The sequence below is a fragment of the Deltaproteobacteria bacterium genome, from assembly GCA_019309045.1.
Lineage (GTDB): Bacteria > Desulfobacterota > Syntrophobacteria > BM002 > BM002 > JAFDGZ01.
On the sequence record JAFDGZ010000071.1, the window covers coordinates 1 to 14,882 of the forward strand.

Below are 14,882 nucleotides of genomic sequence, written 5' to 3' on the forward strand. Positions count from 1 at the left end.
TTTCTCGGACGATCAACTGGGCGCCCATCTTTATTTCAGCTGAACCCTCCTCTGGTATACGGTGCATCATGGTTTCGCCGCTTTCATCAAACCACTCGATTACCTCAAGGAAAATAGACATGTTGCAGCTCCTTCAAATCTGGCGGGAAAACTCCCGCATCTACAAAAGACTGGCGGCAGTATGCCGATTCACCTGTCCAGGTTCTGGCCCGCGGCTAGGTTGAAAAGAGACTCACGCTTCCTTATCTTCTGGTCCAGCGCGTCGATGGCTTGCTTTACTTCCTTGAAAAGTTGCGGTTGCCACTGCTCTGTTGACTCCTGCACCAGGGTATTTACGGCCTCGGCAACTTTGTCAATAGTTGCCGCCATGCCCATATCGTAATGGTAGAGCTCTGCAAGTTTTTCCTCGTCAATAGCCACTGCAAAGAGACCCGCATAGCCGTAACGGGCAAAACGGATGGTGTCCGCCAGGCGATGCAGCGTACGGCAGGCCCTGTCCAATTCAGCGAGAGGGGTGAGCTGCCCGTCCGCCACCATGTCGGACTTGAGCTGATCCAGGAGGTGGATCTGATGGTCCAGCCGGGTGAAGAGTGCGTCTCTGATGTGTTTGTCCTGGGCCCTGAGGGACTCTCGTTCCTGATAAGAAGGCATACCGGGGAATATTTGCACGAGCCGTTGCCAGGAATCTGCCAGCTTCTCTTTGGTCAGCATGGAGTTTCTCCTTTCAATGTCTGCTAAAAGAGGGTCAATTTAGTCCCGATAGCAAGGATCGAGCCATTCTTGTTGCTGCAGCGGCCCTGAACAAATTCGCAGATGCTTTACTCGCAGGCCAGGAACATTTTCCCCGGGCGAAGCAGCGGAAGTGGCATCCGGCCTTTTGCTGCTTTCATAAGAAAGACCAGCAGCCGGCCATTTTTCTGACAGCAACTGGCCAGGACTGCAATAGAGCAGACAATGCTGCCATCCCGAAGCGTAACTCTTTGAGGTATCCCCAGAAAAGTCCGGCTTGACTTTCCTGGTTTTGTTGTTAGCTGTTATAGATATAGTCATTCTGGTGGAATCTTTTGAGTAGAAAAGGAGTGAAGTCATGGCCTATACATGTAAAACTTGTGGGGCGGTTGCCAGGGAGCCGGGGCATCTCTGCAACCCCTGTGGTGATGAGACTAGATGCAGTTTCTGTGGTGCACCGGCGGTAGATCCCAGGCATGTGTGTCGGGACAAGTTGGCGGCCATGAAATACAGTTGCGAAGGCTGCGGTAGAGTTGCCATGGAGGAAGAACACCTCTGTCAGCCAACACCTATCCGCTAGAGACGAATATAAATTCAGCACTAAATTGAAACTGCGAGATAGACTGGGCTTTCTCGCAGTTTCACTCTTTACTATCTTTATGTTTGCCGCCTTTTTCCAGTCTCAACCGGCTTCGCCGCGTGGCGCTGGTCAATTCCTTGATCCACTGCAGCCAGGCTGTTTGCTGCCTGAGCTGGGCTTCCAGGTATTGCTGCCGCTTCTGCTCTTGCTCGTTTTCCTGCTTCTTGATGGGTTCTCTGGCCCGTTTCAAGCGGTGATAGTTGAGAGAAGAGGTCCAGAACTGTGTGTTCAAAGGCACCCCGTACCTCTCCTCCAGTTCTTCCTTTAACGGGTGAGCCTGGTAGTCGAGGAGAAACTGTTCGAGGTCGAAAAGCTCCTGGTCGCGGACATAATAGGGAGAGTCCTCCCACCTGGCTACTTCATCCTTGAGCTTATCGAGCAGCTCCTCCATAGGAAGTGAGGGAGAATCGGCCAATCTCACGTCCTCCTGCAGGTGGCAAAGAGAACTTTGCAGTTGCCAAAGTGCTCGGTCGCTGGCTCACCCGCCCGTCACAAAGGACCTGTGCCGTTGACGGTGGTCTACTTCTTTTCCTTTGCTCCTGTGAGCGTCACCTCTAAGGGCTTGGGATTGACAGGGACAATTGCCAGCCGCCCAACTTTGAGATAGTGCTTCACAAGAGGCACTGACAAGTCTTCGTTAGAAACCTCAGCAGTCTCGTATGGCGGCATCACTACAGTTCCGCCGGAAAGATTCTCAAGTTTCATGCGTGCTCGGGACAAATTTTTAATCACTGGCATTTTCACCCTCCTCAAAATTAGCCACGGCTTGCCGGAAGGCGGCAGGAACTGGCACGGGCCGAGAGGTTTTTGGATCAACAGCCACGGCTACTATGTGGCCGTTAGCGACAAATCGGTCCGAACTGGATTCAAATATACTGAAATCAAAGGTGAAACTGGTGTTGCCAATTTTTCCCACCCGGGCGTGTACATGAAGAATCTCGTCAAAGAAGGCCCTGTCTCTGTATTGGGCCAGCGATTCCACATAGAAAAAATCTACCCCATTTCGCAGGAACTGATCATAACTATAGTTTATGGCCTTCAGGTACTCAGTCAGAGCAAGATCGAAATAGGTAAAGTAGTGGCCAAAGAATACGTGGCCCTGTTGATCCGTCTCCACATAGCGGACCTGCACGGGAAAAAAGAACCTGTACCTGAAGTCTCCTGACTGTCTCGGATCCGTCATACTCAATAAATAATCATTTTTTCATAGCAATGCAATAATTAAAGGGGTGGGGACGTCCATAAAATTATAAAATTTTCACTCAAACTGCAAACCCATTTCTTCTACGATTTTCCCCCCTCTTCTAACAGATATACTGACAGCAGGCTGGGTCATCCCAAGTCTGGCAGCTAGAGCTGTACCACTCACTCCCAATTCCCTCACAGCCCAATAACAAAAGACACTTCGTGCTGGCACTATTTTTTTGTATTTCCCTGCTTTGAAAATATCTCTCGCATCAACGCCAAAAATATCTGCTACCCGAATGGCCAGCTGCTCGATATTAAATCCTCGCGACTCGAGCTCATGTCCCCGTGCAAGTCTTTCCTCGGCTTCACCGAGAATTTCCAGGACAAAAGAACTGTCTCCAAGAATCCGTTCATCCCCTTTGACCCTCACCCCTTCATTTCTTAACCGTTCCACTTCTTGCCATCCCCCGTGGCTTCTGATCAATCCACCCCCTACAAGATCAGGTCTTCTGCCCCGTCCCACTCCCTCCTGCACATAAAGGCAGTACTCTCTTCGGGCACGATCTTTTTCGCTTGCAAAATGAGCCAAAACGTAGTCCGTATCCTGCCAGTCATTTTTTTGCTTTCCCAGGATAACACTATGGCCACAGTAGGCGTAACTACCTAGTGCATCGAAATCCTTGACCAAGCCGGCCCGCAAGGGATTCAGATGAATGTAGCGGACAAGCTCAAGAAAATAGGGGTCCTCTTGACAGAGAATGGACTTGTAGCGGTTCTGAAACAGGTGACCGTGACGATTGTGTTTTCGGTTGAAAGTCACAGCGTATCCCGTGAGAAGTCTCCTCATTACCGTTGCTATGGGGACTGTCCCTGTGCGAAGCAGAAGGTGGACATGGTTGGGGATCAGAGCCCATCCAAAACAGCCGGTAGAGGTCTCTTTCAAAATATCGCCCATACGGGCTAGAAAATCATTGCGGTCTTTGTTATCGTGGAAGATCTTATTCCGTTCTATTCCCCTGATGATGATGTGATGAAGCGCGCCTGGCGCGTCTATGCGGGCTTGACGTGGCATGAGAATATTTTATAGCTTCGGGACAAACAAGTCAATTTATAATTTTATGGACGTCCCCACCTCCTTTGTTTGGGGTTTTTTGTTTCTTGTACTTGCAGGGTGTGCAACCTAATTTTAACGACGGGCTGCTGCTGGTAATGGTATTCCAACGCCGGCCGCTGACCATGCTCGATGTACAATTTCTTGACTGGGAAAAGCCGATGGGCCGGCATATGTAGGATTATGAAGATGACGGGCCCCTTTTCGCAGCCTGCAGCCAGGCAAAAAGAGACTCGACACACTCTTTGATGTCCTGGAAGCAGAAGCGATAGGCCTCGAGACTCAGCCCAAAAGGGTCGGCAATTGCCCGGGTGCGTGAGCCGTAACGGGCAAAGGAGCGCAGAAGTAGAATCTTGCTGTTGGTTTCAGGATATCGATGCAGGATTGTATCTTTGTGCCCAGATTCCATCACCAGAATGAGATCGGCCCAGCTTGCCAGTTGGCTGCTGAGGAGACGAGCCTGGTGATCCTCGAGGTGAATGTTGTGTTCTCCGGCAACCCTGATGGCGGAGAAAGAGGCCCTGTTGCCAGGCAAGGCTATCAAACCGGCAGAGGCCACTTCCAGGTTGACACTGGGATTTCGCTGCAGCAGATGCCGAAAAATCGCTTCAGCCATGGGACTGCGGCAGATGTTGCCAGTGCAGACGAAGAGAATCCTTTTTATGGACTCAGGCCGGGGATGCATCAACACTCCCGCAGGGCAACCAGGTATGATGGCAAAGGAGGCCATGAACCGAGAGATCCATGGCCTCGTGGGGTGAGTTGAAAGGAGAAAGAGAGTGAGGCCTTAGCCTCAGTCAAAACCATAACCAGCCAGCCAGCTAAAGTCAACACGACACGGCCTCAAGTCTTCTTTTTTGGAGTGGCCACCTCGACGATTTCAGCACCAGTGAGCCCTGCCAATTCCTGAAAAGTAGTGGCGAACATGTTATTGGCAGCACCTGCAGCAGGGTATATTTCACTGAAGCGCTCGAGGCTCTTGTCCAGATAGACTGGTATCTTCTGCCGATGCGCCACTGGCGGAACTCCTCCCACTTCATACCCGGTTGCCGCCAGCACTGTTTGCGAGTCGGCAATCTTTACCTTGCGCGCCCCCAATAGCTTCTTGAGTTTCTTATTGTGGACATTCATGTCCCCCGACATCAAGATGAGCACCGGTTCGCCATCCGCCAGAAACAGGATCGATTTGACAATCTGTCCGAGTTGCACTCCCAGAGCCCTGGCTGCCAGATAGGCATTCTCTGTACTCTCCTCGAAAGTGTGAATTTCCTTGTCGATACCCTGATCGAAAAAAAACCTGCGAACCTCTTCAGCCGTAAACACATGCATTTTCCTTCTCCACTTCAGCAGTACTATTCGCCGATGATTTTTACCAGTACCCGCTTTCGTCGGCGACCGTCAAATTCTCCATAAAAGATCTGTTCCCAGGTGCCGAAATCGAGACGGCCATCGGTTACGGCAACCACGACCTCTCGGCCCATCACCTGTCGCTTCATATGAGCGTCGGCATTATCTTCGCCCACGTTGTGGCGATATTGCGACACAGGTTCATGGGGGGCGAGCCTCTCCAGCCAGACGTCATAATCGTGGTGCAGCCCGGCCTCGTCGTCGTTGATGAACACCGAGGCGGTAATATGCATGGCATTGCAAAGGAGCAGCCCCTCCCTTATACCGCTCTCGCGAAGACATGCTTCCACCTGGGGTGTGATGTTGATAAAGGCGCGTCGGCTGGGAACCTCGAACCACAGTTCCTTGCGGTAGCTCTTCATGAATTCTCTCTCCTCCTTGTCCCCTAGAGGCAAAAACTGTAAACTGGAGAACCTGAGCCGCCTGCGGCGGCATTGTCGTTGCTGCCAGAGCAGACCCCATTGTGGCAAGATCTTTGCTAATTGTTTGCTCGTCCACATTGCCAGAGATGAGAGCTCCTGTCAACATGCCCAGCGACAGCAAGGTTCTCCACGTTCTGCTGGAATTGCCTCCCCCGGGAGCGGTTGCTTGCAGAGCTGCAAAGCAGTGCTGAATAACGGGGTCCACCAGCAGAATTGTCTGGCTGGTTTAGGGGTGAAAGAGCTGGGAAAAAGCGGCGTCAATAACAACTGACAGCAAGCAGCTGGGAGGAGCAGAGAGGTAAGGCGACCATGACAGCGGTTATACTACTACAGCACTTGCATTTGACTGAGCCCAGAGACAGCGGTCGGAGGGTCCTGTTTGCAGGATTTATTGCTGGAGTTTTTTTGTTTTTCTGGTGTGCTCGAACAGTTGCTTTCGCCTCTGAGCCCCTCTTTTTTCCTCTGCAAAAGAGATTAATAGCAGACGGTCTGGAAGCAAACTACATTTATAAGGTTTTTCAGCGTCCTGAGGTGAAGCTCGAGGCCAAGGTGGTTGCAGCAAATCTCATCCGTAGAGAGAGCGCTCTAAATTATGATCAGTTTCTCACAGCCGCCACAGTTGACAGGGCAAGTCGCTACCTCAAGCAATATGATCATATTCTGAAACAAAGTGAGGACCGTTTCGGCGTGCCACCATCCGTAGTGGTGGCGATTCTCATGGTAGAGACGAGGTTGGGGACCTATACCGGCAGATATGGCACCTTTAATGTGCTGTCTACCATGGCCGCAGCGGTTGAGCCAAAGGTGAGACAGAAGATTCTGGCTAAAGTGGCCGCTGATCAAATGGCAGGAAAGTCAGGCAAGCAAGTTGTCAAACGATTGGACAAGCGAGCGAACCGTGGTTATGGAGAGCTGAAGGCGCTCATCAGATACCTAAATCGAAATGCTCTGGACCCTTTTGCCTTGAAAGGCTCCAGTGAAGGAGCCATCGGCATTCCCCAATTCATGCCCTCCAATATTGAACGGTACGGCAGGGACGGCAACAATGACGGCCTTGTCGATCTGTTCAACCATGAAGACGCCATTGCCAGTGTGGCCTGTTTCCTCGAGGCACACCGCTGGAAGCAGGCAGCTGGAATAAGGGCCAAGAAAAGGGTTCTTCTTTCCTACAACCACTCCAGTCACTATGCCAACGCTGTCTACCGGTTGGCCGAACTTCTGGCGCAGCGAACATCACGGACACAAGCAAGGCGCTAATCGAGAAGATTCCGCTCCAGCTGATGTTGGCTGCCAGTGAGCGGCAGGTGCCAGAGGCAGAGTATCTGGCAGGAAGGCTGCCTCGCAAACGTCTCTACAGGCGTTCATCCGAGCTGGCAGTCATCGACTTTCCTCCCCAGGAAGGGCAGCTATTGCTTTGTTGTCCAGGCTTCTAATCAGACTGGTTCCACAGCACGCCGCACTTCACAGGGTTTGCTTCTGAAGAGGCTGTTTGCCTTCTTGCTGGAAAAGAACTCGACTCCCACAGGAGTATCTGCTATTGTCGCCTGCACGAAAATGTGGTGAATCCTGGAAGGCTCAGGGAGTACACAGGGCAATGGACAGTGAAACTCGCCAGCAGTGAGGCTGAAAGATGATTCTCGGGCTCGATGTGGGTGGTACACACACAGACGTGGTAGTAATTGACGGCGATCAGGTGGTGGGCAAGACAAAAATGCTCACTGATGAGGACAACCTTATTGAAAGCGTCTGCTTTTCTATTCTGGAATGCACGGGAGATCTTGATCCACAAGACATTCAGAGGGTAGTGGTGAGCACAACCCTCGCCACCAATGCCATTGTGCAGAAGCGTATGCCGCCCGTGGGAATAGTGGTGGTTAGCGGGCCGGGTATGAATCCCGACGAGTACCGCATCGGCGAACATTACTATCCCGTGACAGGCGCAGTGGATCACAGAGGCATGGTGATCCAAGCCATTGACCCGCAGGAGATCGACATCCTGCGCACGAGGCTAAAGAATGCCGGGGTCGAAAGGGTGGCAGTAGTGGGCAAATTCAGTACTCGGAATCCGGCTCAGGAACAGGAGATTGCCCATTTGCTGGCGGACGCCTTTCCCACTGTGGTCATGGGACACAGCGTCTCGGGACAGTTGAATTTTCCCAGGCGGATAGCGACAGCTTACTTGAATGCGGCTGTGGCCCCGATGAGCGGCGAATTCTATCGAGCAGTGCAGACGTGCATGGAGCGGCGTGGTCTTATGATCCAGCTGGAAATCCTCAAAGCGGATGGCGGCACCATGGCCCAGGAGCGTTCGCTGCAGTATGCTGTGGAGACCATACTTTCAGGACCGGCTGCGAGCATTATGGGAGCCCTTCCTCACGCTGATCCTCACAGGGAAGAGATTGTTCTTGATATCGGTGGCACCACCACAGACATGGCGGTGCTGGTGGGTGGCGTACCGCTGCTGGAGCCCAGGGGTATAAGCATCGGGGGATACAAGACCCTGGTGAGGGCCTTGCGAACATGTTCCATAGGGGTTGGCGGCGACAGCTGGGTTCGCCTGGAGAAGGACCGGCTCGAGATTGGCCCTGAAAGGAAAGGCAGGGCAGTTGCTTATGGAGGACCGGAACCGACGCCCACGGACGCACTGATCACGCTAGGGGCTGCAACTGGTGGACACCGCCAGCGGGCTGCCGAGGCAATGCGCCGCCTTGGCTATCAACTGAAGACCGGAGTTGAAGAGACCGCGGCTATGGTGGTTGAAAAGACCTGCAGTCTCATCATGGAGGGGGTTGGGCGGATGGTTGACTCCATAAATCAGCAGCCGGTGTATACTATTCACGAACTGCTGGAGGGGCGCCAGATTTCACCTGAGGGTTTGATCATCATCGGGGGGCCAGCCGAAGAGCTCGCCCTGCCCCTGCAGAGCATGAGCGGCTGGAGCGTCAAGGTGCCGCCGCATCATGAGGTGGCCAATGCCATTGGCGCTGCAATTGCCAGGACCACCTGTGAAGTCACTGTGGTGGCTGATACGGAAAAAGGCTATGTTTGCGTTCCTGAAGAAGATTATGTTGCTTCCATAGACAGGCAGGCCAGCACCCAGGAAGTGATCGATCTCGCCTTTGGCCTGCTGAAGTCGAAGGCATTTCGGTTGGGCGCGGACGAGGATGATCTCGAAATGGAGCTGCTGGAAGTGCAGGAGTTCAATATGGTGAGGGGCTTTTCCACCGTTGGCAAGAATATTCGGGTTCGAACTCAGATAAAACCGGGACTAATAAGCCATTACAGGGAGGCTGCCGCATGAATGCCAGTCGCCGTACAGGACTCGTTTTCTTTCCTGCTTTTGACTGGGCTATCAGTCCAGACCATCCTGAGCGGGAAGAAAGGCTGCTGTACACCCAGGACCAGGTCTTTGAAGAAGGGATCATGGACATAGAGGGGTTGACCGAACTCAAACCCAGACTTGCCAGCCCCGATGATGTGCAGCGGGTTCACTTCTGCGTTCCGGACATAGAGCACAGTGTGACAGAGAGCCATCTCATTTCTGCAGGCGGCTGTCTGGTGGTGGCAGACGCTCTCATGAAAGGTGAAGTGGATTGCGGCTTCGCACTTGTGCGGCCGCCGGGACATCACGCCATGAAGGTGGTGCATGGCTCCAGAGGATTCTGCACCATCAATGTGGAGGCCGTCATGGTGGAGTACCTGCGGCACCAGTATGGGGTTGACAGAATAGCGATTGTGGACACTGATTGTCATCATGGTGACGGCACCCAGGATATCTACTGGCATGATCCCAATACTCTTTTCATTTCCTTGCATCAGGATGGCCGCACCCTGTATCCAGGATCAGGCTTCCCGGAGGAAATGGGTGGGCCAAACGCTCTGGGCACCACAGTCAATGTTCCTCTTCCCCCGGGCACCTCGGCAGAAGGCTTCCTCTATGTACTGGAGCGCATCGTCCTGCCTGTTATCGAGGAATTCGAACCAGAGCTTATTGTCAATTCCGCTGGCCAGGACAACCACTACAGTGACCCCATTACCAACATGAATTTCTCGGCTCAGGGCTATGCCGCCCTCACTGAAAGATTGCAGCCGCATATTGCTGTGCTGGAAGGAGGCTACTCCATAGAAGGGGCTCTACCCTACGTGAACGTGGGTATTATTCTGGCACTGGCCGGCATGGACTACTCCAGGGTGAGAGAGCCTGACTATGATCCGGACAGAATCAAACAAAGTGAGATGGTAACTGCAGCCATACGACAGACGTGCGACCAGATCCTGGAGCTGAGGAAGAGCCTGCCAGCGAAAAGGGAAAAGTATGTGAAAGGAAGCCAGTACGTGGAGCGCACCAGGAAGATATTCTATGATACTGACGGGTTTTTCGAGGGACAGAAAGAAACTGTGAGGATCTGCCAGGAGTGTGCCGGCCTGGTGAGCATTGATTCCTGGGCTGACAGCGGCCGTCGCATCTTGGCTGTTCACGTGCCTCGAGGCGGTTGCGAAGTATGTCGGGCTACGGCAAACCGCTGGTTTGATAATGCCAGCACCAGGCGGTTCGATCTCGTATGTCTGCAGGATCGAGTTGCCGGCACCTATCAGGTCAAACGGGCGTGAAATGACCGACAAGATATTTTTCAAAGAGTGCACCCCTGCAGAGTTGGAAGATTGGGTTCAGCAGGCAGGACAGCCCCGCTATCGGGCGCAGCAGCTGCTCAACTGGGTATATCGCAGACAAGTTGAGGATGTCCAGGCCATGACCAATCTCAGCAAGGAGTTCCGCAGCTGGCTGAGGGGCCGGCTGCTCATGAGGAGCATGGAGTGCGTGGATTGTCTGCAGGATAGCGACGGCACCAGAAAGCTAATATTTCGCCTGTCTGACGGCCGGCAGGTGGAGAGCGTACTTATTGCCGAAGAAGCCAGGCTCACCCTCTGTCTGTCGACCCAGGTTGGCTGTGGTTTTGGCTGCCGCTTCTGCCTTACAGGACGTCTAGGCTTGCAGCGAAACCTGAGTGCGGGTGAGATTGTGGAGCAGTTCTGTGCAGCACGGCGGCAGCTGGCCTCTGAAGAGCGTATTACCAATCTGGTGTTCATGGGTATGGGGGAGCCGCTTGCCAACCTGCAGCAGGTCCTGAAGAGCCTGGAGATTTTGACCTCCAGCAAGGCCGTCGATTTTTCTCCCAGACGGATAACTGTGTCCACTGTAGGTCTGGTGCCGCAGATGGAGCGTCTGGGCGACCGTTTTCCTGTAAACCTGGCTGTGTCGTTGCACGCGGCAGATAATGAGACCAGAACCATGCTCATGCCCGTGAACAGGAAATATCCCTTGGAGGAGGTGCTGGAGTGCTGCCGAAGGCTGCCCTTGAAACCTCGCCAGAGGATTACTTTTGAGTACTTGCTGCTCCGGGGGGTGAACGACTCTGACGAGGCTGCCAGCAAGTTGGCCAGACTGTTGACTGGCATGAAGGCCAAAGTGAATCTCATCCCCTTCAACGACTACCCCGGAGCAGAGTTCAGCCGGCCAAGCGCGAGCAGGATTGAAGCCTTCAGACAGATCCTTGTTGCTCACCACTTGACCGCCACAGTGCGTCAGAGTAGAGGTACTTCTATCCTGGCTGCCTGCGGACAGCTGGGGACTGGTGGGCAATCCAGAGGGCATGAGTTCTTATCAGAGAAGAGCCATCTGGCAGGTCGCAGCCCTCTCTGACTTGACAAAGAAGGGTGCCTGTACTAACAAGGTCTCAAACTTGTTGACAGTTTTGCCTGGAACATGAAGGGCTCTTTCCACCTTTGCCACAAGGACCATGACAATGCTCGATTTTGACAAGGCTGGGGGATTGATCCCAGCCATCATCCAGGACGAGAAGAGCGGCGAAGTGTTGATGCTTGCCTACATGAACCAGGAAGCCTGGGACAGGACCCTGGCCACAGGCAAAGCTCATTTCTGGAGCAGATCGCGGCGCAAGCTCTGGCTGAAAGGAGAGACTTCTGGTCACGTCCAGCTGGTGGAGAGCATTTATGTGGACTGCGATTGTGATGCCGTGGTTGTCAGAGTAAAGCAAGTTGGCGGGGCAGCCTGTCACAAGGGATACAGAAGCTGCTTCTATCGCAAGGTTGAAAACGGCCAACTGCAGGTGGTGGGAGAGCAGGTGTTTGATCCGGAAAAGGTCTATAAGAAGCAATAATACATCCCTGTGAGGATTGCTAAAGGAGGTCTTTAGTTCAGTGCGGCAAGTGAGTCTTGGTGTACCCAAAGGAAGTTTACAGGAAGCAACACTTGAACTGTTCAGAAAATCTGGCTGGCGCATTTCACTCAGTTCGCGCAATTATTTCCCAGAAATCAACGACAGTGAACTGCGGTGTTCTATTTGCCGGGCTCAGGAGATGTCTAGATATGTGGAAAGCGGCACCTTTGATGTGGGCTTGACCGGCAAGGACTGGATCCTGGAAAACGGTTCCAGAATCAAGGTAGTTGCCGACCTGATTTACTCGAAGGTGAGCCAGAGAGTAGCTCGCTGGGTGCTGGCTGTGCCCATGGACTCTGAGATTCGAGAACTGAGCGACCTGGAAGGCAAGAAGATCTCTACTGAACTGGTCAACTTCACCAGGAACTATTTTGCGGACCAGGGCATCAAGGTACAGGTGGAATTTTCCTGGGGTGCAACGGAAGCCAAAGTGATCTCGGGCCTCTGCGACGCAATTGTGGAGGTTACCGAAACTGGGAGCACCTTGCGAGCCAATGGTTTGCGCATCGTCAAGGAGCTGATGCAGTCCAACACCCAGCTCATTGCCAATCTGGCCTCGTGGGAAGATCCATGGAAACGGCAAAAGATCGAACAGATTGCCCTTCTGCTGCGAGGAGCATTGCAGGCGGAAAACATGGTTGGGGTCAAAATGAATGTTCCCGAAGAAAAAATAAGTGATATCATGGAAATAGTTCCGAGCCTCAATGCGCCCACAGTCTCACATCTCTATCAGACCAACTGGCTGGCAGTGGAGATCATAGTGAGCAAAGATAGAGTGCGCGATCTCATTCCGGCGCTCATGAAGCGGGGGGCTGAGGGTATTATCGAATACCCTCTGAATAAGGTGATTTGACAGATTCGCCGTTAAATCTGCCAGGGTTGACTCGTCAGCTGCCTATGGAGGGCACGTTATGACAACTGGGCGTTCTGTAAAAGCATGCAGATCTGTGCAAAGCTGGAGATACTGGTGGGTTCTGGTCCTTTTTGCTTTCGTTGCCGCCGGCTGCGCAGGGGAAAGCAAAGCCGTGAAAAAGAAGAGGGCTGAAAGGTACGTGAACGAGGGAGTTCTGGCGCTGAGGGGGCGCGACCCTAACCTGGCCCTGGAGAGGTTTCTCAAAGCGCTCAAGGACGATCCTGAAAACCCCTATGTTCACTACAACATTGCCATTGCCTACTGGGCGAAGCGGGATACTGCCAAGGCGAAGTTGCATTTTGAAGAGGCCATCCGCTTGAAGCCCGGCTATTCCGAGGCCTATAACAACCTGGGTGTCATCTATCTCGAACAGGGCCAGATCCAGCAGGCGATAGAGTCTTTCAAGAAGGCTCTCAGCAATCCACTCTACAGCAATCCTCAGGATGCCCACTACAATCTTGGCAGGGCCTATTTGAAGCGCAAAGAATACGGCAAAGCCATCCTGCAATTGAAGCAGGCGGTGCAGATTATTCCTGAATTTGCCTCGGCTTACAACAGCCTTGGCGAGGCGTACCAGGGCATGAACATGCTGGCCGAGGCAGAAGGCTCTTACCGCAAGGCACTCAATTATGCCCCCGAATATGCCAAGGCCAGGTTGAATCTGGGGAGGTTGCTCTACCAGCAGAGAAGATTCAGTGAAGCGCGGCAGGCTTTCGTGGAAGTCATGCGGCAGGCCCCCGCATCCAACGAGGCTGAAGAGGCACGAAGCTACTTGCAGAGCCTACCCTAACTTTTCTATTCAGATACTCATGAAAAAGGAAAAGAATGATCAGCACCCGTGCCAGTGAAATCAGACCGTTCATTGTCATGGATGTGCTAGAGAAGGCCCAAGAACTGGAGCGAGCCGGCGAGCACATCATTCACCTGGAGGTGGGAGAGCCAGATTTCGACACACCCCGCTGTATTGCAGCAGCGGGTGAAAGAGCACTCCAGCAGGGAATGACTCACTATACTCACAGTCAGGGTCTGCTGGAACTGAGGCAGGCGATCTGTGAACACTATGCCCGGCAATACCAGGTCAGCATTTCCCCGGAGCGGGTAATTGTCACTTCTGGAACTTCTCCCGCTATGCTGCTGGTCTTTGGAACACTGCTGGAAAAAGGCGATGAGATCATCATCTCCAATCCCCACTATCCCTGCTATCCCAATTGCATTCATTTCGTTGGCGGCAAGACAGTTGCTATTCCTGTAGAGGCTGAGGATGGCTTTCAGTACCGTTCCGAGGATATCCGCAGCAGGCTGAGCAGTCGTACCAAAGGCATCCTGGTCAACTCACCAGCCAACCCTACGGGCAATCTGCTCGAAGAAGAGCGTCTGGCTGCCATTGCCCACATGGGGCCGGTGGTGATATCTGACGAGATCTATCATGGTCTGGTATATGAAGGGAAAGCCCAGTCTATTTTGCAGTTCAACGACAACAGCTTCGTCCTCAATGGCTTTTCCAAATTGTACGCCATGACAGGCTGGCGTCTTGGTTACCTCATCGCTCCGGAACAGTTCATCCGGCCGATGCAGAAGATCCAGCAAAATTTCTTCATCTCCGTTAATACTGCGGCGCAGATAGCAGGAATAGAAGCGCTGACCTCACCCGAAGCCGCCAGGGAAGTAGAGCGCATGAAGAGTATCTACGACGAGAGGCGCCGCTACATGATCCGCCGTTTGAAAGATATGGGTTTTGGTATTGCAGTGGAGCCCACTGGCGCCTTCTACATTCTGGCAGATGCCCGGAAGTTCTCGGGAGACTCCTACAGGTTCGCTTTTGACATTCTCCACAGGGCCAAGGTGGGTGTTGCTCCCGGCATAGACTTTGGCAGCAGGGCGGAAGGCTACCTGAGGTTCACCTACGCCAATTCTCTGGAGAACATTGCCGAGGGCATGGATCGCTTAGAACACTATCTGCAGAGCCTCTAGCCGAAACCTCGAGGTCCGCGAGTCCATGGGAGATGAATATCCATTCGGCCACATTTGTTGGCAGTGCTGTGAGGCCAGAGCAGTATCCTCCAGCTGATCTGCCTGAGGTGGCCTTTGTGGGCCGCTCTAATGTGGGCAAGTCGTCACTGATCAATCGACTTGTCAATCGCAAGAAACTCGTGCGTACGAGCAAGACCCCTGGCTGCACTCAACTCATCAACTTCTTTGAAATAAACAAGCGCTATCGGTTCGTGGACCTGCC

20 protein-coding genes are annotated in these 14,882 nt (G+C 53.1%); 11 read left to right on the forward strand and 9 right to left on the reverse strand.

The window, feature by feature from the left end:
* Both JRI89_13505 and JRI89_13510 read right to left on the reverse strand, forming a co-directional pair.
* Positions 1 to 121: SPFH domain-containing protein (locus tag JRI89_13505; protein ID MBW2072255.1), on the reverse strand; the 121-nt coding region annotated here is incomplete at its 3' end.
* A 68-nt stretch (positions 122 to 189) separates the two neighbouring features.
* Entirely contained in the window at positions 190 to 711 is a 522-nt protein-coding gene (locus JRI89_13510; GenBank protein MBW2072256.1) for a hypothetical protein, read from the reverse strand.
* Between the two features lie 376 nt (positions 712 to 1,087).
* Between JRI89_13510 and JRI89_13515 the strand changes: the two genes are divergently transcribed.
* A complete protein-coding gene (locus tag JRI89_13515) occupies positions 1,088 to 1,309 on the forward strand; it encodes a hypothetical protein (GenBank protein ID MBW2072257.1) in 222 nt (73 codons plus the stop codon).
* Positions 1,310 to 1,370: 61 nt separating this feature from the next.
* Here JRI89_13515 and JRI89_13520 read toward each other — a convergent pair whose 3' ends face one another.
* The 7 genes from JRI89_13520 to JRI89_13550 all read right to left on the reverse strand — a co-directional run bounded on the left by JRI89_13520 (position 1,371) and on the right by JRI89_13550 (position 5,437).
* A complete protein-coding gene (locus JRI89_13520; protein MBW2072258.1) occupies positions 1,371 to 1,784 on the reverse strand; it encodes a hypothetical protein in 414 nt (137 codons plus the stop codon).
* 104 nt (positions 1,785 to 1,888) lie between these two features.
* Positions 1,889 to 2,107: a hypothetical protein gene (locus tag JRI89_13525; GenBank protein ID MBW2072259.1), complete on the reverse strand. Its 219-nt coding sequence runs from the start codon at positions 2,105 to 2,107 to the stop codon at positions 1,889 to 1,891.
* A complete protein-coding gene (locus JRI89_13530; GenBank protein MBW2072260.1) occupies positions 2,094 to 2,552 on the reverse strand; it encodes an acyl-CoA thioesterase in 459 nt (152 codons plus the stop codon). Before JRI89_13530 ends, JRI89_13525 begins: the two co-directional genes overlap by 14 nt.
* Positions 2,553 to 2,627: 75 nt before the next feature.
* The gene (locus tag JRI89_13535) at positions 2,628 to 3,629 is read right to left on the reverse strand and encodes a transposase (protein ID MBW2072261.1); all 1,002 of its coding nucleotides are present in this window, start codon (positions 3,627 to 3,629) and stop codon (positions 2,628 to 2,630) included.
* A gap of 220 nt (positions 3,630 to 3,849) precedes the next feature.
* On the reverse strand, positions 3,850 to 4,353 hold the full coding sequence (locus tag JRI89_13540; GenBank protein MBW2072262.1) for a low molecular weight protein arginine phosphatase: 504 nt from the start codon (positions 4,351 to 4,353) through the stop codon (positions 3,850 to 3,852).
* Between the two features lie 158 nt (positions 4,354 to 4,511).
* The gene (locus tag JRI89_13545; GenBank protein MBW2072263.1) at positions 4,512 to 4,997 is read right to left on the reverse strand and encodes a YbaK/EbsC family protein; all 486 of its coding nucleotides are present in this window, start codon (positions 4,995 to 4,997) and stop codon (positions 4,512 to 4,514) included.
* 23 nt (positions 4,998 to 5,020) lie between these two features.
* A complete protein-coding gene (locus tag JRI89_13550) occupies positions 5,021 to 5,437 on the reverse strand; it encodes a YjbQ family protein (protein ID MBW2072264.1) in 417 nt (138 codons plus the stop codon).
* A 369-nt stretch (positions 5,438 to 5,806) separates the two neighbouring features.
* Between JRI89_13550 and JRI89_13555 the strand changes: the two genes are divergently transcribed.
* The 10 genes from JRI89_13555 to JRI89_13600 form a co-directional block, all read left to right on the forward strand.
* Complete coding sequence (locus tag JRI89_13555; GenBank protein ID MBW2072265.1) at positions 5,807 to 6,754, forward strand: lytic murein transglycosylase; 948 nt, start codon at positions 5,807 to 5,809, stop codon at positions 6,752 to 6,754.
* Between the two features lie 23 nt (positions 6,755 to 6,777).
* The gene (locus JRI89_13560; protein MBW2072266.1) at positions 6,778 to 6,930 is read left to right on the forward strand and encodes a hypothetical protein; all 153 of its coding nucleotides are present in this window, start codon (positions 6,778 to 6,780) and stop codon (positions 6,928 to 6,930) included.
* Between the two features lie 197 nt (positions 6,931 to 7,127).
* Positions 7,128 to 8,798, forward strand: a complete 1,671-nt coding sequence (locus JRI89_13565; protein ID MBW2072267.1) for a hydantoinase/oxoprolinase family protein — start codon at positions 7,128 to 7,130, stop codon at positions 8,796 to 8,798.
* Positions 8,795 to 10,108: a histone deacetylase gene (locus tag JRI89_13570; protein ID MBW2072268.1), complete on the forward strand. Its 1,314-nt coding sequence runs from the start codon at positions 8,795 to 8,797 to the stop codon at positions 10,106 to 10,108. Before JRI89_13565 ends, JRI89_13570 begins: the two co-directional genes overlap by 4 nt.
* Position 10,109: 1 nt before the next feature.
* The gene (rlmN, locus tag JRI89_13575) at positions 10,110 to 11,198 is read left to right on the forward strand and encodes a 23S rRNA (adenine(2503)-C(2))-methyltransferase RlmN (GenBank protein MBW2072269.1); all 1,089 of its coding nucleotides are present in this window, start codon (positions 10,110 to 10,112) and stop codon (positions 11,196 to 11,198) included.
* Between the two features lie 97 nt (positions 11,199 to 11,295).
* Positions 11,296 to 11,676 carry a phosphoribosyl-AMP cyclohydrolase gene (gene hisI / locus JRI89_13580; protein ID MBW2072270.1) on the forward strand — a complete coding sequence of 127 codons (381 nt, stop codon included), beginning with the start codon at positions 11,296 to 11,298 and terminating at the stop codon, positions 11,674 to 11,676.
* Positions 11,677 to 11,716: 40 nt separating this feature from the next.
* On the forward strand, positions 11,717 to 12,589 hold the full coding sequence (locus JRI89_13585; protein ID MBW2072271.1) for an ATP phosphoribosyltransferase: 873 nt from the start codon (positions 11,717 to 11,719) through the stop codon (positions 12,587 to 12,589).
* 172 nt (positions 12,590 to 12,761) lie between these two features.
* The gene (locus tag JRI89_13590) at positions 12,762 to 13,439 is read left to right on the forward strand and encodes a tetratricopeptide repeat protein (protein MBW2072272.1); all 678 of its coding nucleotides are present in this window, start codon (positions 12,762 to 12,764) and stop codon (positions 13,437 to 13,439) included.
* A 35-nt stretch (positions 13,440 to 13,474) separates the two neighbouring features.
* Complete coding sequence (locus JRI89_13595; protein ID MBW2072273.1) at positions 13,475 to 14,620, forward strand: pyridoxal phosphate-dependent aminotransferase; 1,146 nt, start codon at positions 13,475 to 13,477, stop codon at positions 14,618 to 14,620.
* A 32-nt stretch (positions 14,621 to 14,652) separates the two neighbouring features.
* Positions 14,653 to 14,882 (forward strand): 50S ribosome-binding GTPase (locus JRI89_13600; GenBank protein ID MBW2072274.1); only part of this gene is annotated, 230 nt, incomplete at its 3' end.

Coding starts and splice junctions, on each gene's coding strand:
- JRI89_13595 (MBW2072273.1), top strand. CDS start 13,475: ATGATCAGCACCCGTGCCAGTGAAATCAGACCGTTCATTGTCATGGAT.
- JRI89_13545 (MBW2072263.1), bottom strand. CDS start 4,997: ATGCATGTGTTTACGGCTGAAGAGGTTCGCAGGTTTTTTTTCGATCAG.
- JRI89_13560 (MBW2072266.1), top strand. CDS start 6,778: ATGTTGGCTGCCAGTGAGCGGCAGGTGCCAGAGGCAGAGTATCTGGCA.
- JRI89_13510 (MBW2072256.1), bottom strand. CDS start 711: ATGCTGACCAAAGAGAAGCTGGCAGATTCCTGGCAACGGCTCGTGCAA.
- JRI89_13515 (MBW2072257.1), top strand. CDS start 1,088: ATGGCCTATACATGTAAAACTTGTGGGGCGGTTGCCAGGGAGCCGGGG.
- JRI89_13540 (MBW2072262.1), bottom strand. CDS start 4,353: ATGCATCCCCGGCCTGAGTCCATAAAAAGGATTCTCTTCGTCTGCACT.
- JRI89_13525 (MBW2072259.1), bottom strand. CDS start 2,107: ATGCCAGTGATTAAAAATTTGTCCCGAGCACGCATGAAACTTGAGAAT.
- JRI89_13570 (MBW2072268.1), top strand. CDS start 8,795: ATGAATGCCAGTCGCCGTACAGGACTCGTTTTCTTTCCTGCTTTTGAC.
- JRI89_13535 (MBW2072261.1), bottom strand. CDS start 3,629: ATGCCACGTCAAGCCCGCATAGACGCGCCAGGCGCGCTTCATCACATC.
- JRI89_13565 (MBW2072267.1), top strand. CDS start 7,128: ATGATTCTCGGGCTCGATGTGGGTGGTACACACACAGACGTGGTAGTA.
- JRI89_13555 (MBW2072265.1), top strand. CDS start 5,807: ATGACAGCGGTTATACTACTACAGCACTTGCATTTGACTGAGCCCAGA.
- JRI89_13550 (MBW2072264.1), bottom strand. CDS start 5,437: ATGAAGAGCTACCGCAAGGAACTGTGGTTCGAGGTTCCCAGCCGACGC.
- rlmN (MBW2072269.1), top strand. CDS start 10,110: ATGACCGACAAGATATTTTTCAAAGAGTGCACCCCTGCAGAGTTGGAA.
- JRI89_13530 (MBW2072260.1), bottom strand. CDS start 2,552: ATGACGGATCCGAGACAGTCAGGAGACTTCAGGTACAGGTTCTTTTTT.
- hisI (MBW2072270.1), top strand. CDS start 11,296: ATGACAATGCTCGATTTTGACAAGGCTGGGGGATTGATCCCAGCCATC.